Genomic DNA, 20,801 nt, shown 5'->3' with positions numbered 1-20,801 from the left:
CGGAGGACTGGTGAAACGGACGCCTCGCCGGTCCTACCGTCCGGCCGCCCGGTCGTGCGGCCCCTCCATGCGCAGCTGAATCGTCACGATCTCGAAGGGGCGCAACGGGATCCGGACCGTCCCGCCCACGACCGTGAGCCGGGTCCCGGGTGTCCCGAGTACGCCGGCGGTGCGGGCCGCGGCGAAGCCCCCGCTGAGCACGGCCTCGGTGGGCGCCGGATGCTCGGCCACCAGGCGGACCTCCAGCCATCCCTCACGTTCGCGCAATGCCGCCATCACCACCCCCTCGCCGGAGATCTCCGGCCCCCGCACCGGACGGCCGGCGAGTGGAGTGTCCTCCGGCGCCCGGGCCCCATGGTGGGCGGCTTCGCCGGCTCCCGCGTCCTGCGGGCCTCGGGGCCCACGGGGGCTCTCGGGTGCGGGGGCCGTGCCGGTCCCCGTCACGGCCAGCAGCTCATGGCGGTACTCCTCCGCCAGCCGCGGCAGCCCTGCGTGCTGCCATTCCCCCGCGTAGGGGAGCACGGCGAACCGTGTGGAAAGCGGCCCCTGGCACTGCGCCGCCGGGGTCGCCAGCTCTGGCCCCGCGGGCTCGTCCCGATACGGATTGCGGTTCCTGGACAGGTATCCGACCGACCGGACGAGGGTGAGCGCCAGCTCGGTCGCCGTGCGTCCCGTGTCTCCAGCGTCCCTGCCGTCGAGGTCGTGGCCGCCGTCGACGTCGACGTGGCCGGGTTCGCTGACCGGCTCGTACTCGGTGACGTGGTCGAGCAGGACGGCCAGCCCCCCGGCGGCCACGAAGGTCTCCGCCGGGAAGGTCGGGACCGGCCGTTCTCCGCAGCCGCCCTCAGCCGTGAGGCCCCGCCGCACGACCGCGAACTGCCCCCCGGCGTACGACTCCCGCGCCTGGCGCGGCAACGGCGCGTGCCAGCGGATCCGGTGGTCCCGGCAGCGGACGTCCATGCCGATCTCGAACCGCGCGTACGGCTCGCCCGCCCGCAGCTCGACCCGGGTCGTGACCACCGTGGGCGTCGTCGCCTCCGGATCGCCGGCCCGTGCCGGCCAGTCGTACGTACGGGCGATCTCCAGCACGGAGACGAGCGGGCCCGAGCAGATCTCCTCGACGGCCACGGACACCGGCGCGTCGAGCAGGCGATCGCCCGGCGGGGGAGCGTAGTTGTAGGTGTCGCCCACGTCGCCGCCGTGGACGATCCGGCCGACGCCGTGGACCTCGCCGCCGTCGACCCCGCTCAGCCAGACGGTGCCGTCCGCCGCCACCCCCACGCGAAGCAGCCCGTTGTCGAGGACGTCCTGGTCCGGCAGGTCCTCGAAGTCGTCGCGGCCCGGCCACCAGCCGGCACCCGGCCCGCCCTCCGCCGTGCCGTCGAGCGGGCCCAGCCCGTCCGCCGCGTCGTTCCACTCGCCGTCCAGGTCGCCGTCCAGGTCGCCGTCCAGCGGGTCGTCGCCGAGGACGGGGGAGGGCGTGGTCAGGACGGCACGCCCCAGAGGCGGCACCGTCACCAGCGCGGCGACCGTGATCACCGGCTCTGCCAGCGTCCGCACCAGCCACGGGCCCGGGCCCGCCTGTACGACGGCCCGCCGGAGGTCCTCGTACGCGTAGACGCCGGACGCGTGGCGGCTCACGGTGATCGTGAAGACCCGCTCCACGGCGCCCCAGGAGACGATCTCGTGGCCGAACAGCTCCCGTTCGTGGACCCGGCCGAGGAGCCGGGTGAGATCGTCCATCACGGTCTCGTCCAGCAGCGTCGGGGCGTGCTCCAGCCGCTGCACGGGGACGGGGTCGCCGGAGGCGGTGACCAGCCGGGCCCGATGGCCTGGCAGGTCGGCCGGCACCAGCCCGGTCCGTTCGAACGGCGAGGGGTTGACGACCACGAGCGAGCCCTTCGGAGACGAGGCGGCGAGGCCGGCGCTCACCAGGTCCACGACCGCCTGGCCGATCTGCTCCGCCTCGGCTGTCCGGGCCGCCACCTGCTGGGCGGTCTCGTCGGACCCGCAGCCGGTGATCGAGTCGTGCCCGCTGCACGCCACCACCCGCCGCCACGCCATGTCGACCATCCGGCCGGACGCCGAGCGATCGGCGAGCCACAGCGTGGACAGCGGCTCGGCGTACCGGGCGACCACCCGTTCGGCCCGCGCCATGGCCTGCTTCAGCGGCACCCGAGCCGAGATCACGCCTGGAAGGATGTTCGCCCGGGCGTGCGAACGCAGCTCGCCCCGCACCGACGGGACACCTCCCGCCTCCCGCCGCTCCCCGTTCTCCGGGCGCTCCCCGTTCTCCGGGCGCTCCTCGTACGGCCCGGCGTCCTCGTCGGCCAGGAACTCCTCCAGGGTCGCCAGGCGCAGGCCGGACCGGGTGATCTCGCGGGCGGGGGCCGAGTGGTCCGCTCCGTACATGGCGAGGAGCCGCCGGCCCGAAGCCCAGGGCCGCATGGTGGCGACGAAGGCGGCCAGCCGGTCGGGCAGGCCCTCACGCGGGCCGCCGAACAGCGCGACCGCGTTGCCGTACCCCCCGGGGAGATACCTCGTGCGGATCGTCGTGCCATCGGCGCCCGTCCAGTCGAAGGTGTCGCGCCCCACGCTCGCCGGCACCCCCCGCCACAGGCAGGCCAGGCGCAGCCCGGCCAGCGACAGCATCTGCGGCATCTGGGCGCAGTGGCCGAACTGGTCGGGCAGGTAGCCCACGCGCATCGCGCCGCCCAGCGCGGCGGCGCCCCGTATGCCGTACTCCAGATTGCGCAGCAGCGTCTCGCCCGAGCAGAGGAACTCGTCGGCGAGGATCAGCCAGGGGCCGACGGCCAGCCGGCCCCCGGCGACGAGGCGGGCGACGTCGGGGCGGCGCTCCGGGCGGATCTCCAGGTAGTCCTCCACGGCGGCGAGCTGGCCGTCCATCGTGAACCGGTAGCGCGGATCGGCGGCCATCGCGTCGAGCACCTCGTCGAGCATGCGCACCAGGCCCATCCGGAACCGCTGGAAGGGGAGGTACCACTCCCGGTCCCAGTGCGTGTGGGGCACCACCACGATCTCGTGCGCGCTCCCGGCGTCAGACTCCGCCGGCGCCTCCTCCGAAGGGGTTGCCGACACTCTCTCCGTTGGGTCCATCGACGCTCTCCTCGACCAGGTCGCTCCTGCCGGTCCGCGAGGACGGCCTGCCGCGGCCCTCCTCCGCGCACTCGCCGCTCACGGGGATCCCCGCCCATCGGGCGTAGCGGCGGATGATCCGCTGGGCCGTGACGATATCCTCCAGCCCCCCGCCGAGTCCGGTGAGCGGCGGTTCGTCCTGGGTCACGAACCGGTGGAAGGCGAGGAGCTGCCGTTCGAACGCCTCCGCCACGTCCTGATGGACGGTCGTCCGCTCGGTGGTGCCCACGCGCGACACGACCGTGAGCCGGGTGGGGGCGTTCAGCAGATAGGGGGAGGGGAAGCGCAGCTCCAGCGAGCCGTGCTCGTGGTGCAGGGTCACGGTCTCCTGGTACGCCGGGTACCCGTGCAGGTAGTGCCAGCGCAGGCCGAACCGGCCGGCTCCCTCGCCGGACAGCACCCCGCTCACCTCCACCGAGGGCGGGAACGCGTCCGCCGGCCACACGGCGACGTGGTCGACCGTGTCCGGCGGGCCGGCGAACAGCCGCATGAGCGACAGGTCGTGGCAGACGCTGCCCAGCACGACACGCGAGTACAGCCTGCGCAGCCGCTCCGACGGCGTGCCGAGGGCGGCGGTCAGCGCCCGCTCGTCCGCCTCCACGTACGGCGCGAGCCGTTCGAGCGCGGGCCGCGACGGGCGGGCCCGCGCGAACAGCAACTGCGACTCGTCGGACGGATGCAGCACGGTGACGTCCAGATGGCGGATGCCCGACGGGCCCCCGGCCTCGTGGAGCGCCTCCAGCAGCCGCTGGGCGGCCGGGTCGTACTGCTTCATGTAACCGACCATCAGCCGGTCGGCGGGGACGCCGTCGAGCTCGGCCCGGCTGTAGGCCAGGGGCTTCTCGCACAGCACCCAGTGGCCGCGGTCGAGGGCCGCCCGCACCAGCGGCCCGTGCGACCCCGGCGTCAGCACCAGCAGCGCGTCGAAGCCGCCTCTGTCCAGCATGGTCGTCGGGTCGTCGTAGGCCGGCACCCCCAGCTCCCGGCCGAACATCCCGGCGTGCCCGCCGTCCAGGTCGCAGACGGCGGCGATCCGGAAGATGTCGCGGCGCCGCGCCAGCAGCGGCAGGTAGACGACCTGCGCGACCACCCCGAGCCCGGCGATACCCACCCTCACCGTGTCCACGACGGCCTCCTCCAGCTCGGCATCCTCGTGACCTGCTCCTCCCCATCCGCCGGTGCGCACAACCGCCCGCCGTGCCGTGGCCGCCCGGGAGGCGGCTCAGGAGCACATCGCCGTCACTCCGTTGGCGGGCGTCTCAGGCTGGCGGAGTCCGGGGCGTGCGGGCAGGCGCGCCAGGTCTCCCCGGACGACGGTGCGGGCGACGTGGGCGCGGCGATTCGCCACCTCGATCGACCCGGCGGCCGCCGCGTGGACGGGGCCGATCAACCGACGAGCGACTGGGTGCCGAGCACGGTCAGCAGGGCCAGGCGTTCGGCGTCCTCGGTGCCGGGCTCGGCCGTGTAGATCATGATGTGCAGGTCACTGCCCGCCACGGTGATCACGTCGCAGTCCAACGTCACCGCGCCCGCCTGCGGATGGTCGACGGTCTTGCGCGCGGCCTCGTGGCGGCCGACGGCACCGGAGTCCCACAGCTCGGCGAACCGGTCACTGTGGGCGTGGAGGTCCGCGATCAGCCGCCGTAGCGCCTGGTCGGCCGGATACCGGCCGGCGGTCGCGCGCAGGTCGGCGACCAGGGCCGTCTCGAGCGCGCGCCGGGCCTCCGGCGTCTGCCGGACCCGGCTCTCATAACACAGGAGGTTCCGCCACACGCCGTTGCGCTCGTTGCCCCGCCATCCGGACGGATCGCCCATCAACGCGGCGTACGGCGGGTTGGCGATCAGCAGGGTCCAGGACGCGTCGTATACCGCGACGGGTGTCCCGGTCAGCCGGTCCAGCAGCCGCTGAACACTCGGGGTGATGTACGCGGGCACGGTGTCCGGCCCCGGCGGCGCCAGCCCGGCAAGGCCGAACAGGTGGGCCCGCTCACCGCCCGACAGTCGCAGGGCCCTGGCGAGCGCCTCGACGACCTGCGGGGACGGGTTCGACGCGCGACCCTGTTCGAGGCGGGTGACGTAGTCGACGGAGATCCCGGCCAGCAGCGCCAGTTCCTCACGGCGGAGGCCGGGCGTGCGCCGCTGCCCGCCCGCGGGCATCCCGGCGGCCTCGGGCGAGACGCGGTCGCGCCAGCGGTGCACCGCCCGCCCGAATTCCGTCGTCGCCATGCCCACCAGTGTGCACCGCCGGTCGCGGGCCTTCCTGGCACTGGTGGTCCCAGGAAGAAGGGACGGCTGGGGGTCGGTGAAGCGCGGCGGCAGCCTGGAGCCATGACGACGACACTCATCACCGGAGCGAACAAGGGTCTCGGCTTCGAGACCGCCCGCCGGCTCATCGCCGCGGGCCACACCGTCTACGTCGGCAGCCGGGACGCCGGACGCGGCCGCGTGGCCGCCGAGGCGCTGGGCGCCCGGCCGGTCCTCCTCGACGTCACCGACGACGCGTCCGTCGCGGCGGCGGCCAAGACGGTCGAGGCCGGCGGCGGACTGGACGTGCTGATCAACAACGCCGGCATCGAAGGACGGGCACGGGACGGGGGAGTGGTCGGCGCCGCGGGCACGACTGCGGACATGATGCGGGAGATCTTCGAGACGAATGTCTTCGGCGTCGTACGCGTGACCCACGCGTTCCTGCCGCTGCTGCAGCGGTCCGCGGCCCCCGTCGTGGTCAACGTCAGCAGCGGCCTGGCCTCGCTGACCCGGGTGACCGCCCATGGCACGCCGGCGTACGCGTACCCGGGAGTCGCCTATCCGGCGTCGAAGACCGCGGTCAACATGGTCACCGTGCAGTACGCCAAGGCGTTCCCGAACATACGGATCAACGCGGTGGAGCCCGGGTACACCGCCACCGACCTGAACGGTCGCACGGGCACCCAGACCGTCGAGGAGGGCGCCGAGATCATCGTCCGCATGGCACAGGTGGGCCCCGACGGCCCCACCGGAGGCTACTTCGACGTCGAAGGCACTCTTCCCTGGTGAAGGGCGCGAGCGTTTCCGGTGCTTCCCGTCCGCCCGTGCGCACAACCGCCCGCCGTGCCGCCGCCGTGCCGCCGCCGGTTCAGGAGCACATCGCCATCACCTCGTTGGCGGGCGTCTCAAGCCGGTGGAGTCCGGGGCGTGCGGGCAGGCGCACCAGGTCTCCCCGGACGACGGCGCGGGTTCGCGGCCCCCACAGCACCAGGCCGTCGGCGTCCACCGCCAGGAACTCCTCGCCGTGCCGCAGCAGCAGCGGGCCGCCGGGTGAGGCCGACACCGCCGTGCGGCCCTCGGCCACGGCGCGCACCACGGCGCCGGCCGCCTCGGCGCCCCTGCCTCCGCTCTCGGCCAGCACCCAGGTCGTGGGCGCTCCCGGCGGATGCCCCTCCTCCGGGCGGTGGAAGTCGCCGCCGCCGACGGCGACCACGTCGCCCGTCCCTTCTGGCTCCCCGTCCTCACCCCACGCCTGTCCCCACGCCAGCGGCGCGCCCCAGGTGCGGTCCCACCAGCTCCAGTGCCACAGCTCCACCGTCCGCGGCCGCTCGCTCATCGGGTGCCGCCACGCGCAGTCCGCCGCCACCGGGTGGTTCACCGACAGCACGCCGCCGCGATCCCGTACGGCCCTCGCCCACTCGTCCGGCGGACGCCGGAAGTCGACCCACCCGACGTCGCCCAGCGCGTTGGCGTGGCCGAGATCCGTCGTCACCTCCTGCCCGGGCACGAGCACGATGCCGGCCAGGGCGGACGCCGACGGCAGCTCGGCGTGGTGGCTGACCGTGTTGTGGTCGGTCACCGCGAGGAAGTCCAGCCCCCGGTCGGCCGCCACGCAGGCCAGCTCGTAGACGCTGAGCGACCCGTCCGAGTGCGTCGTGTGGGCGTGCAGGTCCCCGGCGAGCCACTGGAAGCCGCCCAGCGACGGCAGGCCGCGCCGGGCCGCCGCCGGCTCACGGTGCGCGGCCCGCGGCACACGCGCGCAACGCGACGGATGGGCCCGCGGCACGGCCGGCGGGCGCGCGTGCCTGATCACACTGATCTCGTACGGCAGGCCGGCGGCGGGCACGCGGTACAGGCCGAGGAGCACCCGCCACACCCCAGGCTCGACCTCGCCCGGCAGGTAGCCCGGCGTCGCCCACGCCGGGGAGATCGTGAACTCCGAGCGGGCGCCGCCCGACCAGCCGCGGAAGCCGTACGGCCCCGCGCAGCCGAGGTCGAGCACGCCGGCCGACCTGTCGTAGGCCAGCCGGACCGTCAGCGCGGCGGTCCGCGGCCCCACCTCGAAGCTGACCTCCCTTACCGGCCCGGCCAGCCGGTCGTCCAGCGTCCACGTCCCGGTGATCGGCGCCATGGTCACGCCCGGGAGACGAGCTCGTCGTCACGGTAGACGAGGGCGCGGCCCGGCCGGGGGACGACCCAGGCGGCCGACCCCGGCTCCGGCTCGGCGCCCTCGGGGACGACGGCCTGGACGAGGTGCTCGCCGCATTCGAGCGTGACGAGGTGGGCGGTGCCGAGGTTCTCCACCACGGCTACCTTCCCCGAGAACGCCGCCGTGCCTCCCGCGGGGCCTCCTGAAGGGCCTCCCGACGTGTCGTCCGGCGGCGTGGGAGACAGATCGGCGTACTCCGGGCGCAGGCCGTACACGACCGGGCCCTCGGGCACGCCGTCCGGCAGGGGGAGCACCGCCCCGGCCACGCGCAGTGCGCCGCCCTCGGCGGCGCCGGGCAGCAGGTTCATCGGCGTCGAGCCGATGAACGACGCGACGAACGTGGTGGCGGGGCGCTGGAAAACCTCCGACGGCGTCCCGAGCTGCATGATCCGGCCGGCCGACATGACCGCGATCCGGTCGGCCAGCGCCAGCGCCTCGCCCTGGTCGTGCGTGACGAAGACCGTGGTGACCGCCAGCTCCCGCTGGAGGCGCTTGAGGAACGTCCGCGCCTCCAGCCGCAGCCGCGCGTCGAGATTCGACAGCGGCTCGTCGAACAGGAACGCCTTCGGGTGGCAGGCGATGGCCCTCGCCAGGGCCACCCGCTGCTGCTGGCCGCCGGAAAGCTGTCCCGGCCTGCGGGTCAGCAGCTCGGACAGGCTGAGCCTGGACGCCGTCTCCGCCGCCTTCGCCTCCCGCCGCGTCCGGGGGACCTTCCTGATCCGCAACGGGTAGGCGATGTTGGCCGTCACGTCCATGTGCGGGAACAGCGCGTAGTCCTGGAACACCATCGCCACGTCACGCCGCCCCGGAGGGAGCCCCGTGACGTCGGCCCCGCCGATGCCGACGCTCCCCGACGTCGGCGTCTCCAGGCCGGCGATCGTCCGCAGCAGGGTCGTCTTGCCGCAGCCGGACGGGCCCAGCAGCGCGAAGAACTCCCCGTCGGCGATCTCCAGATCCAGGGAGTCGAGCGCCCGCACCCCGCCGGGGAACTCCTTGGTCAGGCCGCGAAGCGAGATCACCTCTTGATCCCCCCATGGAAGCGGAAGCCGTACCTGCGGCTGACGAACACGTACATCACGACCACCGGCAGCGAGTAGAGAAGCGAGAACGTCGAGATCAGGTCGAGGCGCGGCGAGCCGCCCTCGGTGTAGAGCGTGTAGAGGATGACCGCCCCTGGCGCCTTGTCCGGGTCGCGCAACAGGATGAACGGCTGCAGGAAGCTCCCCCAGACGTTCGCCACCGCCCACACCGCGATCGTCGCCAGGCCCGGCCGCACGAGCGGGATGACGATGTCGCGCAGGATCCGCAGCGGCGAGGCGCCGAACACCCGCGCCGACTCCTCGTACGAGGGCGGGGTGCCGTCCATGAAGTCCTTCAGAATGAAGATCGCGGCGGGCAGCAGGCCGCCCGACAAGGTCAGCACCACGCCGAGATGGGTGTCGATCAGGTTCAGCCGCGTCGCCAGCTCGAACAGCGGCACCATCGCCGCCGTCCCCGTCACCACCGACGACAGGAGCAGCAGCACGTACAGCAGGGCGTCCCGGCCGGGCACCCGAACCCGGGACAGCGCGTACGCCGCCAGGGCCGCCAGCACCACGACCAGGGCCGCGCTGCCGGCGGCCTGGAGCAGCGAGTTGCGCAGCGAGCTGACCACGTACGGGTTGCCCAGCAGGGACCGGAAGTTGCCGAGCGTGAACTCCGGCACCGACGTCGTGATCGACGGATGCGCGTCGAACGGCGCCGACGCCAGCCACAGCAGCGGCAGCGCGAAGAACCCCAGCACCGCCGCGAGGAACGTCGCCCGCCCGATGACCCCCACCGCGTGCCGCGCGCCGCTCACCTGACCACCACCTCGCGGCGGTCCCGCAGGACCCGGAGGTACGCGAACGCGAACACCAGGTTGACCAGCAGCACGAGGAACGAGATCGCCGCCCCGAACCCCAGCCGCCCGCCGCTCAGCGCGACGTTGTAGATGTACACCGGCAGGATCTCCGACCGCCCGTCCGGCCCCCCGGCCGTGATCTGGAACGACGTGAAGTCGTTGAACGTCCACAGGCTGATCAGCAGCAGGTTGGTCAGCACATGGCCCTTGATCCTGGGCAGGACCACGTCCCTGAGCTGCTGGAACGTCGAGGCCCCCGCCAGCCGGGCCGTCTCCAGATGCGACGGCGGCACGTTCTCCAGCGCCGCGCCGTACAGCATCATCGAAAACGCCGTCCCCCGCCAGACGTTGAACACGATGATCGACCCCATCGGATGGTCGAGCAGCCAGGCGAACCCCGGAGTGTGCAGGATCGCGTTCAGCGTGCCCTCGTCGCGATCCAGCAGCGCTATCCACAAGAACGCGACCACCGACGACGGCAGGATCCACGCCAGCAGCACCAGCCCCTCCGTGAGCCGCTTCACCGGCCCCGGGCGGTCGCGCAGCGTCCACGCGATCGCGAACCCCAGCACCGCCTGGCCCGCCACCGCCGAGCCGAGCACGAACTGGACGGTCAGCCACAGCGACGAGCGGAACCGCTCGTCCCCCACCGCCTCCGCGTAGTTCGCCGCCCCCACGACCTGAGGATCGGCCGCCGCCAGCCCCGTCAGCCGGTAGTCCGTGAGCCCCAGATAGATCGTCCAGAGCGCCGGGAAGACCAGGAACACCCCGATCAGCACCAGCGCCGGCAGGACGAACCCCAGGGCACGCCCCCGCCCCAGCCCCGCCGCGTCTGTGCCCATTGCGCTCGCTTCGCTCGCGCGGGCTCGGGGCGCGGTCGGCAGTGGCAGATCAGCCGGCGACATGGGCGGGGCCGCCGACGAGCGACTCGACGGTGCGCTGGTAGGCGGCGGCCGCCTCGTCGACGCTCTTGCCGGACACGACGGCGGCGGTGGCCTCCTGGAGGGCGACGGACACCTGGGGGTAGACCGCCAGCGGGGGACGGTACGCCGTGATCGGCAGCACCCTGTCGGAGACGAACTTCAACATCGGGTCCGCCCCGAGCACCTGGTCGTTCACGTCCGACCGCGAGGTGATCCTCGCCGCCCCGGCGAGCTGGGAGGTGGTGGCCTTGGCCGAATGCATGAACGACATCAGCTCCCAGGCGAGCTTCGGGTTCCTGGAGTTCGGGTTCAGCACCCGTACGGCGCCGCCCGACATGCTGACGAAGTCCTGCCCGCGGATGCCCGCCCCCGGCCGCTGGGAGGGGATGAGCGCGTACCCCACGGCCTGGTCCCTGTTCCGCATAGGGGCGACGCCCGCCTTGGGCTCCACCACGGCCCTCCAGAAGTAGTCGCCTTCAGCGAGGATGCCGATCTTGCCTTCGGCGAACTGCGCGAACGACTTGTCGCGTCCCTGCGCCTCCTGCTGCAGCCGGGGGTCGCCGAGCCCGGTGGTGTAGATCTGCCGGTAGAGGCCCAGCACCGCCTTGAGCGCGGGCGAGGCGCCCGTCCACTTGCCGCCGGCGTAGATCTCGGCTCCCGCGCCCGCCAGCAGCGGTAGCGCGCCCTGCATGGACGTCGCCTCGCCCATCGCGGTCCCGGCGTCGATCTGGATCGGGATGGGCACTCCGGCCTTCTTCAGCGCGGTGCCGGCGTCGACGATCTCCTGCCAGCTCTTCGGCTGCCAGTCGGCGGGCAGCCCCGCCTTGGCGAACAGGTCCCTGTTGTAGAACAGCACCCGGCCGTCCGTTCCCTGCGGCAGGCCGTACTTCTTGTCCTCGAACGTCCCGAGCCCCTGTACGGCCTTGGGGATCTGGCCCCAGCCCTCCCAGGATTCCACCTCCGGGCCGGCCACCTCGGTGAGCGGCTTGATGTAACCCGCCTGGGCGAACTCGCCCACCCAGATCCCGTCGAGGTCGATGACGTCGGCGCCCGCCCGCGACTTCAGGTCCAGGGCGATCTTCGTCTTGTACTGCTCGTCGTCCACGCCGCTGGGCTGGAACCGCACGTGAACCTGCCGGCCCTTGGCCTTCTGCTCGGCCTCGAACTGGGGGATGACCCATTTCGTCGTCCAGTCGGCCGTCTCGGCGTTCTTGCCCCCGGAGATGGCGTTGGCGGTGATGGTGAGGGTGACGCCGTCGTCCCCGGATCCGCCGCCGGTGCCGCAGGCGGCCAGGGCCAGCACGGCTCCCGTCACCCATGCGAGCGCTGGTCTCATCCGTGACCTCCTCGTCACGTCAGGACGTACAGACAAAACGACACTCGCACGCGATTACTAACCCGTAAAGAAACGGTTTGGTGTAGGAGTTAGCTCCGTTGCCCGGCCGAACCGTGGGAAGCCCGGTTCGCGCTGAGCTGATCGGGAAGAGTGCAACCAATGCTGTGACATGAGTAGGGTCGGGCGTAACAACGCACGCTTGGAGGGAGTCGCGTGGCATCTCAGCCAGCCTGGATGAACAGCCTCTTCGCATATTCGGGGTCGTCGTCGTTCACCGAGTTCCTGGGCGCGCATGCGCCGAACCTGCTGCCGACACGCCATGAGACGCTCGCGGCCCCGGTCGGCGACCTGATCCCGCACGCGACCACGATCGTCACGGCGACCTGCGCCGGGGGCGTGGTGATGGCGGGCGACAGGCGTGCCACCGCCGGGAACATCATCGCGCAGCGCAACATCGAGAAGGTGTTCCGCACCGACGACTATTCGTGCATGGGCATCGCGGGGACCGCCAGCACCGGCATCGAGGTGGCGCGCCTCTTCCGGGTGGAGCTGGAGCACTACGAGAAGACCGAAGGCCGCCAGCTGTCCACCGAGGGCAAGGCGAACCGGCTGGCCACCATGATCCGCGGCAACCTGCCCATGGCCATGCAGGGCCTGGTGGTGGTCCCGCTGTTCGCGGCCTACGACGCCAGCCGCGACGGTGGCCGGATCTTCAGCTACGACGTCGGCGGCGGGCCGTACGAGCAGGAGGACTACCACTCGATCGGCTCGGGCTCGATCTTCGCCCGGGGGTCGCTGAAGAAGCTCTACCGGCCGGGCGCCAGCTCGGAGGACACCGTCCTGGCCTGCCTGCACGCGCTCTACGACGCCGCCGACGACGACTCGGCGACCGGGGGGCCCGACGTCACGCGGAGGATCTGGCCGATCGTCGCCGTGATCACCGCGGACGGCTTCCGCCGGCTGCCGGACGACGAGGTCGCCGAATATGTCCAGGCGATGCTGGAGAAGCGGATGACCAACCCCGACGGCCCGACCGCCCCGCTGCGCTAACCAGAGAGGATCACCCCCGGTGTCCATCCCCTTCGGAGGATATGCCTCACCCGAGCAGATCATGCGGGACCGGGCGGAGTACGCCCGCAAGGGCATCGCCCGAGGCCGCAGCGTGGTCGTGATGCAGTACGCCGACGGCATCCTGTTCGTGGCGCCCAACCCGTCCAAGGCCCTGCACAAGATCAGCGAGATCTACGACCGCATCGGGTTCGCCGCGGTCGGGAGATACAACGAGTTCGAGATGCTCCGTCTGGCGGGCATCCGCTACGCCGACACCTACGGCTACACGTTCAACCGGAGCGACGTCACGGGCCGGGGGCTCGCCAACCTGTACGCCCAGCAGCTCGGCATGATCTTCACCGACTCGATCAAGTCGTACGAGGTGGAGATCGTCGTCGCCGAGGTCGGGGACGGCCCGGAAGAGGACCAGATCTTCCGGCTGACCTTCGACGGCTCCGTGTTCGACGAGCAGGGCATGGCGGTCATCGGAGGCCAGGCGGAGGCCGTCGCCGGGCGGCTCAAGGAGCGCTACCGCGAGGGGCTGCCGCTCCGGCAGGCCCTCGACGCCGCCCTCGCCGCCCTGACGGAGCCGGGGGGCGACCGGCCCCCGGCCGCCCAGCTTGAGGTGGCGGTCCTCGACCGCGGCCGCGAGCACCGCAAGTTCCTCCGCCTCACCAGTTCCCGGCTGGAGCGGCTGCTGGAGGCTCCCGCGCAGGAGACGGCCGCCGAGGCCCCCGCGGAGGGTGCGGAAGGCGTGGAGGACACCACTCCTCCGGCGGCGCCTCCCGGGCCGCCCACCGCGCCCGAGGGCGACATCGACACCGGCTCCGCCGGCTAGCCCGCGCCGTTTCGCCGCGTCCCCGCCGTCTCCGGCGCGGACGCGGCGAGAACGCGCGCGAGCACGCGACCATGACGCCACGCGAACGCGCGCGGGGATGCGGCCATGATGCGCGCGAGGACGCCGCGAGGACGCCGTCCTGACGCCGTGGGAACGCGGCTGCGACGCGGCAGGGATCTTGGCGGGGATCTTGGCGGGGATCGACGGTGGCGCCATGGTGGGGGATCACGGTGTGGGGATCACGGGTGGGCGAGATCACCTCTTTCCGGGCACAACCAAACCCCGTTTTCGCTAGTCTCATCCGCTTGTGACGACTTCTGAACTGATTCGATGGATGGCTGCTCCGGCCGCCGCCGTCGCCCTCCTCTCGCTGGCCGCCTGCTCCGGGACGGCCGGCTCCGCCGCGGCTCCCACGGCCACCGTGACGGTGACCGTCTCGCCGTCGGCGGCGGCCCCCGCCGCCACGTCCACCGCGCCGGCCACGGCCCCCACGTCGCCGGTCGCCGATCCCCCCGGCGACGACACCCGGCCTCCCATCTCGGCCGCCACCCCGCCGATCTTCGGCGGCGTCTTCCAGTCCGACCCCGGGCACGACTTCACCAGGGGAATCAGCCCGAGCCGGGACGGCATCCTGCGCGGCCTGATGAGGACCATGCAGGACGCGAACGTCGTCGAGTACGTCCCGGTCCGCTGGGTCAAGGACGCCAGCGGCCAGACCGCGGGCCACTTCGAGGGGCCGCCCGAGGGCGACGGGATGGCGTTCGCCGCGCCCATCGCCCCGGACGTGGTCTTCCTCAGCGCCGTCGGCTGCGACGGCAAGGACCAGACGATCGACAGCAGCTACGTCGGCACCGAGCGTTGCTCCCGCGACAAGCTGATCCGCCGGGCCGACGGCGGGAAGCTCTACGCGCTGATCACCGCGAAGGGCGGGCAGATCGTCAAGGTCGTGGAGATCTACGCCCCCTGACTGTCGCCTTGGGGCGCGTGGAAGCAATAAGGCGTGTGATCCCTGTTCGTTTGCCGGTTTCTGGGAATAGGGTGAGGTGATGGATCGACGCATCTTCGGGCTTGAGAACGAGTACGGCGTCACCTGCACGTTCCGCGGGCAGCGGAGGCTGTCACCGGACGAGGTGGCGCGGTACCTGTTCCGGCGAGTGGTGTCCTGGGGCCGGTCGAGCAACGTATTCCTACGCAACGGCGCACGCCTCTATCTGGATGTCGGGAGTCATCCCGAGTACGCCACCCCCGAATGCGACAACGTCGTGGAGCTCGTGACCCACGACAAGGCGGGGGAGCGAATCCTTGAGGGCCTGCTCGTGGACGCCGAGAAGCGGCTCCGCGAGGAGGGCATCGCCGGTGACATCTACCTTTTCAAGAACAACACCGACTCGGCCGGCAACTCCTACGGCTGCCACGAGAACTACCTCGTCGGCAGGCACGGAGAGTTCGGGCGCCTGGCCGACGTCCTGATTCCGTACCTCGTCACGCGGCAGATCATCTGTGGTGCCGGCAAGGTGCTGCAGACCCCGCGCGGCGCGGTCTACTGCGTGTCCCAGCGGGCCGAGCACATCTGGGAGGGCGTCTCCTCGGCGACGACCCGTTCCCGGCCCATCATCAACACCAGGGACGAGCCGCACGCCGACGCCGAGCGCTTCCGCCGGCTGCACGTCATCGTCGGCGACTCGAACATGAGCGAGACCACCACACTGCTCAAGGTCGGCGCCACCGACCTGGTGCTGCGCATGATCGAGGCGGGCGTCGTGATGCGCGACCTGTCGCTGGAGAATCCGATACGGGCGATCCGCGAGGTCTCCCATGACATGACCGGCCGCCGCAGGGTCCGCCTGGCCAACGGCCGGGAGGCCTCCTCGCTGGAGATCCAGCAGGAGTACCTCACCAAGGCGAGGGACTTCGTCGACCGCCGTGGCGGCGACGAGACGAGCAAGAGGGTGCTTGAGCTGTGGGAGCGTACGCTCCGCGCGGTCGACACCGGCGATCTCGACCTCGTCGCGCGGGAGATCGACTGGGTCACCAAGTACCAGATGATTGAACGTTACAGGCAGAAGTACGACCTCCCGCTGTCGTCACCCAGGGTGGCCCAGCTCGATCTGGCCTACCACGACGTCCACCGCAAGCGCGGCCTGTTCTACCTCCTGCAGAAGCGGGGGGCGGTCGAGCGGGTGGCGAGCGACATCAAGATCTTCGAGGCGAAGTCGGTCCCGCCGCAGACCACGAGGGCGAAGCTGCGCGGCGAGTTCATCAGGAAGGCTCAGGAAAAGCGGCGTGACTTCACCGTTGACTGGGTCCACCTGAAGCTCAACGACCAGGCTCAGCGCACCGTGCTCTGCAAGGATCCGTTCCGTAGCGTTGACGAGAGGGTCGACAAGCTGATCGCCGGTATGTGATCTCCTTACATCGCCCTGACGGCGGGTTCGGGTAGGGTGACCCGGACCCGCTGTCTGTCCGAGGATTCCCACATGCGCCGCCGTACGGCACTAGTAGCCGCCTTTCCTTTGATGCTCGCCGCCGCCTGCGGAACCGCGCAGAAGAGCGCTCCGAGCGCGAGCCCCGCCCAGCAAGCCGCCGCCGCGTCCGCCATCAAGGTGGCCGGCGAGAGCGGCAAGAAGCCCACTCTCACCTTCCCCGCGGGGAAGCCACCGCTCACCTCCTCGTCACAGAAGATTGTCGAGGGCCAGGGGCCCGCGGCGAAGGACGGTGACGTCCTCACCGCCAACGTGACCGTCTACAACTGGGACGGCAAGGAGAACAAGTCTCCGGGTTCCGACTACGACCAGGGCAAGTCGGAGTTCGTCACGGTCAGCCCGCAACTGCCCAAGGCGCTGCACGAGGCGCTGGTCGGGGCCAAGCCGGGTGGCCGGGTGCTCGCCGTGATCGCCAAGGACAACCTGACAGCCGATCAGGTCACCCAGGCCAAGCAGCAGGGCACCGACTTCAACACCACATCCCAGGTGCTGGTGGTCGACGTCGTCGGCACGCCGGCCAAGGCCGCTCAGGGCACCGCCGTCGACCCGGACGTCTCTGGGGTCAAGCTGGACAACCCCGGTGGCGACAAGGCTCCGACGCTCACCACCAAGACCGAGGCCAAGCCGCCGAAGAAGCTCGTCGTCAAGACGGTCATCAAGGGCGAGGGCCCGAAGGTGAAGGCCGACCAGACGGTTCTGGCGCACTACACCGGCAAGATCTGGGGGACCGACAAGGAGTTCGACTCCAGCTGGCAGCGCGGCACCCCGACGACGTTCGCCCTCAACCAGGTCGTGAAGGGCTGGTCGCAGGGGCTGACCGGCGTGCCCGTCGGCAGCCGCGTCCTCATCACGATCCCGCCGGAGCTCGGGTACGGCAAGGAAGGCAACAAGCAGGGCGGCATCAAGGGCACCGACACCCTCGTCTTCGTCGTGGACGTCCTCGGCGCCGTCTGAGCGGCGCGCCCTGACGGCACGCCTCACGGCACGGCGTCCTGCCGGGACGTCGATGTCGCGACCCCCGGTGGTGAAGGCGGCCCCGGTGGTGAAGGAAACACCTTGTGACGGCGACCGAACGGCCGGACCACGTTCGGTCGCCCGCGGCCACGTGAGCACGTCGAGCACGTCGAGCCCGTGAGCCCGTCGAGCCCGTGAGCCCGTGAACACGGCGAAGGCCTCTGCCGCCCCTGACGGGCGGCAGAGGCCTTCGCGCTTTCCGTGAGCTCGCGACTCTTTCAGCCGGCGATGTGGTAGCTGTCGCCGTAGACCTTCCAGCTCAGCGGAGGGTCGAGGTCGAGGTTGCCCTTCTTCAGGAAGATCCGCTGGGCGGTGTCGACCCTGCTGGTGTCGCTGTGCGCCTCCTCGGTCTTCATCGCCGCCTTGCGGGCGTCGAGGAAGGCGTTGAGGTAGGTGACCTCGTCACCGCCCTGCGCGGGCGTCTTCGCCTTCTTCATGGCGGTCTTGCGGATGCCGCCGAAGCTGACCGGGTCGGTGCCGGGGCCGTGCATGACGATGGCGTCGTAGTAGACGAACTGGCCGAGGGCCCGCAGGCCGTCGGCCTTGGCCTGCTTGACCGCCGGGTTGAAGTAGACCCGGTCGCGCTCGTCGTCCTGCGCCTGCCTGAAGGCCGGGTCGGCCGCCGCGGCGCGCCAGTCCTTCATGAAGCCGGCGCCGAGACCCTTGTGGCTGTCGGTGCCGTTCACCTTCCGCAGCGCGGGCAGGTACTTGGCGAGCACGTTGCCGGGCTCGCGGCCGGTGTAGAGCTCGACGAGGTCCAGCATGTCGCCGGTGCCCGAGCAGAACCCGATGATGCCCGCCGTGTAGCCGCGCCCGTCGTCGATGTCCTCGATGTACTTGTACTGGGCCTTCCAGTCCAGTGAGGAGTTCTCCGCGCTGGAGACGAGCTCCATCGCGATCTCCTTCTTCTCCGGGTCCGTCAGGTCGGCGTGGGCAGGGGCCGCGACCTGCACGACGAGGCTGGGGGTGCCGTACGCGCCATGGCCGGATCGCGCGGTATGCGCGGAGGCCGCCGCGGCTCCCGTCTGGGCGGGCAGGACGGCCGCTGTCGCGGCCAGGAGGAGCAGAGCTGTGTGGCGGGGGGCCCGCCGTGACAGCAGGTCTTTCATGTCTCTCCGTTCTCCGCCGGTGTCGCCGACGTCGCCCGGGATCGTACGGAGGGTGCGGGAGCAAGCGGGGGATGCGAGGGAATCCGGGGGAACGCGAGGGGATGGCCGCATCCGGAGGGCGCCGTCGGGGAGAGGGTGGCGGGTCTCCGAAGGAACGAGCCTTCGGAGACCAGTTAGGAAGGTTTCCTGATGAAAGCAGTAGGGCCGACAGGCTGTCAACGCCGCCTGCGTCCGGATGCGCACGCCGAATCCGGAAGGCCGGGCACAGGGCACGAGAGCCGGAGAAGCGGCACGGAGCGGGCGAGGGACCCAGGCCACGCCACGAGGCCTAGACTCCGGCTGTGGGGAGCGACGACCTCGAGTCGATGAGCGTGCTGGCCGACCCCGTACGGCGTGAGCTGTACCGGTTCGTCGTGGCGCAGGGCCGTGACGTGGGCAGGAACGAGGCGGCCGAGGCGGCCGGGATCCAGCGCACGCTCGCCGCCTTCCATCTGGACAAGCTGGTCGGCGCCGGGCTCCTGGAGTCCGGCTTCAAGCGGCTCACCGAGCGCGGCGGCCCGGGCAGCGGCCGCCCGGCGAAGGTCTACCGGCGGGCCGCCGGGGAGCTGAGCGTCAGCCTGCCGCCCCGCGACTACCGCACTCCGGCGCTCGTGCTCGCCGAGGTCGTGGACCTGCTCGGCGCCGAGGAGCAGGCCGAGGCCGCCGCCCGGCGGGCGGGGGAGCGTCTCGCCGCCGCGAGCCCGGGGGCCGATCCGGTGGCCCTGCTGGCCGCCCGCGGCTACGAGCCGTACGAGGAGGGCGGGCGGGTGCGGATGCGCAACTGCCCCTTCGACCTGCTGGCGCGGACACATCCGCTGCTGGTGTGCTCGCTGAACCTGGCCCTGTGCCGCGGCCTGCTGGACGGCGCGGGCGACGACGGGATCGAGGCCGTGCTGGACCCGCGGCCGGACGAGTGCTGCGTCGCCCTGGTGCGCCGAGACGGCTCTTCTAAAAACAATCACGACTGACATAGAATGCGGGGCATGCATCTCGCCCAGCTGAACGTCGCCCACCTCGTGGCCCCCCTGGACGGCCCCGAGCTGGCCGGCTTCGTCGCCGCACTGGAACCGATCAACGACATCGCCGACGCGGCCCCCGGGTTCGTCTGGCGCCTCAAGGGCGGCGACGCCCCGACCGACGTCGTCCGCCACGAGTACGGCGACTTCCTGCTGACCAACATGTCCGTGTGGGAGTCGCGCGAGGCGCTGTGGAACTTCATCTACCGCAGCCCGCACCTCGAGGTGCTGCGCCACCGCCGCGAGTGGTTCCACCAGGCGGTCGAGCCGTACTCGGTGATGTGGTGGGTGCCCCCGGGGCACCGGCCGCCGCTCGCCGAGGGCATGGCCCGCCTCGGCACGCTGCGCGAACGGGGCCCCGGCCCCGACGCGTTCACGTTCAAGGAGTTCTACGAAGCAAGCAGCGAGGCCGCGACGCGCCCGGCCGCCGCCGACGTCAGGAAGTAGGCCAGGTCCTCGTCCAGGCCGCGGCCCATGGTGGACAGCCGGACCGGTGACGCCCTCAGCGCGTCGATGAGCCCGTCCACCGGCACCGGCACCAGCTCGTGCCGTACGGCGAGGGCGGCGGCCTGGGCGCGTACGGTGTCGCCGATCGGGCCGGCGAGCTCCGGCACCGCGACTGTGGCGGGGGCGAGCGCGACCCGGCCATAGGCGGTGAGCGAGTGGTGGGAGACGCCCTGGTGCCGCTCCCGCTTGTCGCCCTCGCTCACCCGCAGGGCGGCGACGGGCCGCCCGCCCAGCACGGCCGCCGCGTTGACCGCCTCCCCGGCGGAGACGCCGGAGAAGCCCCAGCGGGTGCCGGTGCCGAGGTTGCCCGGCCCCTGGGCGACCACGGCCACGTCCGCGCCGAGCACGTGCCTGGCCGCGAGCAGGCCGGTGTGGAGGGTCACCGCCTCCACGTCCCCGCCGAACGCCTGGCCGGCCGTCACCACCCCGCACAGCCAGTCCCGCGCCCGCAGTTCGGCGCACGACATCGAGAACCAGGCGGGCAGGGCGCCGCCGTCGGTCATCACGTACGCGACTCTCGGCCGGGGGCCGGAAGCGGAGGCGTACAGGCCGCACAGGATCGGGGTCAGCGCCGAGTGCAGATCGGCGATGACGACCGGCATGCCGTCGACGGAGTCGGCGTCCCTGAGCGCCTCGTGGTGGGGGGAGCCCTGCTCGTCGGCTCCCAGTACGGTGGCCTGCAACGGCGTGTAGCGAGCCTTGACCAGATGGCCCGGGCCGGAGGGATCTTGCGGCAAACGGTCCGGGATCGCCACCACCATGGCGTACCCTCCCGTACCGAGGCCCATGGCGAGGGCCGTCGTGTTGAGCAGCACGGTGTCGCCCGGCTCCGGGCGGCCCACAAGCGGGGGGTAGGCGAGGGCCCGGCACTCGCCTTCGGCGAGGGCGACGTCGAGCTCCACCGCCCCCGGCCACTCGCGCCGCACCCGCACCACCTCGCCCTTGCGCCATCTGATCACGCCCGAAAGGGTAGCGTTCACGGTTGGAGGGAG

Annotated in this window: 19 protein-coding genes; 8 read left to right on the top strand and 11 right to left on the bottom strand. The window is 71.9% G+C overall.

What is annotated here, in order from left to right:
* Nucleotides 1-33: 33 nt before the first annotated feature.
* The 4 genes from AB0B72_RS13765 to AB0B72_RS13750 all read right to left on the bottom strand — a co-directional run bounded on the left by AB0B72_RS13765 (nucleotide 34) and on the right by AB0B72_RS13750 (nucleotide 5,382).
* Nucleotides 34-3,117 carry an alpha-mannosidase gene (locus AB0B72_RS13765; RefSeq protein ID WP_367739037.1) on the bottom strand — a complete coding sequence of 1,028 codons (3,084 nt, stop codon included), beginning with the start codon at nucleotides 3,115-3,117 and terminating at the stop codon, nucleotides 34-36.
* Nucleotides 3,059-4,282 (bottom strand): Gfo/Idh/MocA family protein, encoded by a 1,224-nt coding sequence (locus AB0B72_RS13760; protein WP_367739035.1) that lies wholly within the window; start codon nucleotides 4,280-4,282, stop codon nucleotides 3,059-3,061. The genes AB0B72_RS13765 and AB0B72_RS13760 overlap by 59 nt, the downstream gene beginning before the upstream one ends.
* Nucleotides 4,283-4,378: 96 nt before the next feature.
* Nucleotides 4,379-4,546, bottom strand: a complete 168-nt coding sequence (locus AB0B72_RS13755; protein WP_367739033.1) for a hypothetical protein — start codon at nucleotides 4,544-4,546, stop codon at nucleotides 4,379-4,381.
* A complete protein-coding gene (locus tag AB0B72_RS13750; protein ID WP_367739031.1) occupies nucleotides 4,543-5,382 on the bottom strand; it encodes a helix-turn-helix transcriptional regulator in 840 nt (279 codons plus the stop codon). The genes AB0B72_RS13755 and AB0B72_RS13750 overlap by 4 nt, the downstream gene beginning before the upstream one ends.
* A gap of 102 nt (nucleotides 5,383-5,484) precedes the next feature.
* Here AB0B72_RS13750 and AB0B72_RS13745 point away from each other — a divergent pair, with 102 nt between their 5' ends.
* The gene (locus AB0B72_RS13745) at nucleotides 5,485-6,192 is read left to right on the top strand and encodes an SDR family NAD(P)-dependent oxidoreductase (RefSeq protein ID WP_367739029.1); all 708 of its coding nucleotides are present in this window, start codon (nucleotides 5,485-5,487) and stop codon (nucleotides 6,190-6,192) included.
* Between the two features lie 79 nt (nucleotides 6,193-6,271).
* Here AB0B72_RS13745 and AB0B72_RS13740 read toward each other — a convergent pair whose 3' ends face one another.
* Genes AB0B72_RS13740 through AB0B72_RS13720 form a run of 5 tightly spaced genes read right to left on the bottom strand, consistent with a single transcriptional unit; the run spans nucleotide 6,272 to nucleotide 11,753 of the window.
* Nucleotides 6,272-7,534 carry a CehA/McbA family metallohydrolase gene (locus AB0B72_RS13740; protein WP_367739136.1) on the bottom strand — a complete coding sequence of 421 codons (1,263 nt, stop codon included), beginning with the start codon at nucleotides 7,532-7,534 and terminating at the stop codon, nucleotides 6,272-6,274.
* Nucleotides 7,535-7,536: 2 nt separating this feature from the next.
* Entirely contained in the window at nucleotides 7,537-8,631 is a 1,095-nt protein-coding gene (locus AB0B72_RS13735) for an ABC transporter ATP-binding protein (RefSeq protein ID WP_367739027.1), read from the bottom strand.
* Nucleotides 8,628-9,452 carry a carbohydrate ABC transporter permease gene (locus tag AB0B72_RS13730; protein ID WP_367739025.1) on the bottom strand — a complete coding sequence of 275 codons (825 nt, stop codon included), beginning with the start codon at nucleotides 9,450-9,452 and terminating at the stop codon, nucleotides 8,628-8,630. The genes AB0B72_RS13735 and AB0B72_RS13730 overlap by 4 nt, the downstream gene beginning before the upstream one ends.
* Nucleotides 9,449-10,336, bottom strand: coding sequence for a carbohydrate ABC transporter permease (locus AB0B72_RS13725; protein WP_367739023.1), 888 nt, complete (start codon nucleotides 10,334-10,336; stop codon nucleotides 9,449-9,451). Before AB0B72_RS13725 ends, AB0B72_RS13730 begins: the two co-directional genes overlap by 4 nt.
* A gap of 49 nt (nucleotides 10,337-10,385) precedes the next feature.
* On the bottom strand, nucleotides 10,386-11,753 hold the full coding sequence (locus tag AB0B72_RS13720; protein ID WP_367739021.1) for an extracellular solute-binding protein: 1,368 nt from the start codon (nucleotides 11,751-11,753) through the stop codon (nucleotides 10,386-10,388).
* Nucleotides 11,754-11,987: 234 nt separating this feature from the next.
* On the opposite strand from AB0B72_RS13720, the gene prcB reads away from it, so the two are divergent.
* The 5 genes from prcB to AB0B72_RS13695 all read left to right on the top strand — a co-directional run bounded on the left by prcB (nucleotide 11,988) and on the right by AB0B72_RS13695 (nucleotide 17,078).
* Complete coding sequence (gene prcB, locus AB0B72_RS13715) at nucleotides 11,988-12,803, top strand: proteasome subunit beta (RefSeq protein WP_367739019.1); 816 nt, start codon at nucleotides 11,988-11,990, stop codon at nucleotides 12,801-12,803.
* A 19-nt stretch (nucleotides 12,804-12,822) separates the two neighbouring features.
* Complete coding sequence (prcA, locus tag AB0B72_RS13710) at nucleotides 12,823-13,641, top strand: proteasome subunit alpha (RefSeq protein ID WP_367739017.1); 819 nt, start codon at nucleotides 12,823-12,825, stop codon at nucleotides 13,639-13,641.
* 334 nt (nucleotides 13,642-13,975) lie between these two features.
* Complete coding sequence (locus tag AB0B72_RS13705; RefSeq protein ID WP_367739015.1) at nucleotides 13,976-14,608, top strand: hypothetical protein; 633 nt, start codon at nucleotides 13,976-13,978, stop codon at nucleotides 14,606-14,608.
* 79 nt (nucleotides 14,609-14,687) lie between these two features.
* On the top strand, nucleotides 14,688-16,046 hold the full coding sequence (gene pafA, locus AB0B72_RS13700) for a Pup--protein ligase (protein ID WP_367739013.1): 1,359 nt from the start codon (nucleotides 14,688-14,690) through the stop codon (nucleotides 16,044-16,046).
* 72 nt (nucleotides 16,047-16,118) lie between these two features.
* A complete protein-coding gene (locus AB0B72_RS13695; protein WP_367739011.1) occupies nucleotides 16,119-17,078 on the top strand; it encodes an FKBP-type peptidyl-prolyl cis-trans isomerase in 960 nt (319 codons plus the stop codon).
* Between the two features lie 278 nt (nucleotides 17,079-17,356).
* Here AB0B72_RS13695 and AB0B72_RS13690 read toward each other — a convergent pair whose 3' ends face one another.
* The gene (locus AB0B72_RS13690; protein ID WP_367739009.1) at nucleotides 17,357-18,247 is read right to left on the bottom strand and encodes a chitosanase; all 891 of its coding nucleotides are present in this window, start codon (nucleotides 18,245-18,247) and stop codon (nucleotides 17,357-17,359) included.
* 341 nt (nucleotides 18,248-18,588) lie between these two features.
* On the opposite strand from AB0B72_RS13690, the gene AB0B72_RS13685 reads away from it, so the two are divergent.
* Both AB0B72_RS13685 and AB0B72_RS13680 read left to right on the top strand, forming a co-directional pair.
* Complete coding sequence (locus AB0B72_RS13685; RefSeq protein WP_367739007.1) at nucleotides 18,589-19,254, top strand: helix-turn-helix transcriptional regulator; 666 nt, start codon at nucleotides 18,589-18,591, stop codon at nucleotides 19,252-19,254.
* 6 nt (nucleotides 19,255-19,260) lie between these two features.
* Nucleotides 19,261-19,749 (top strand): DUF3291 domain-containing protein, encoded by a 489-nt coding sequence (locus tag AB0B72_RS13680; protein ID WP_367739004.1) that lies wholly within the window; start codon nucleotides 19,261-19,263, stop codon nucleotides 19,747-19,749.
* On the opposite strand, the gene AB0B72_RS13675 is transcribed toward AB0B72_RS13680, so the two are convergent.
* Nucleotides 19,692-20,768, bottom strand: coding sequence for a DUF3866 family protein (locus AB0B72_RS13675; protein ID WP_367739002.1), 1,077 nt, complete (start codon nucleotides 20,766-20,768; stop codon nucleotides 19,692-19,694). The genes AB0B72_RS13680 and AB0B72_RS13675 overlap by 58 nt on opposite strands.
* Between the last annotated feature and the right edge of the window lie 33 nt (nucleotides 20,769-20,801).

The sequence above is a fragment of the Microbispora sp. NPDC049125 genome, assembly GCF_040802045.1.
Classification (GTDB): Bacteria; Actinomycetota; Actinomycetes; order Streptosporangiales; family Streptosporangiaceae; genus Microbispora.
This window is presented reverse-complemented; position numbering and strand designations above follow the sequence as displayed.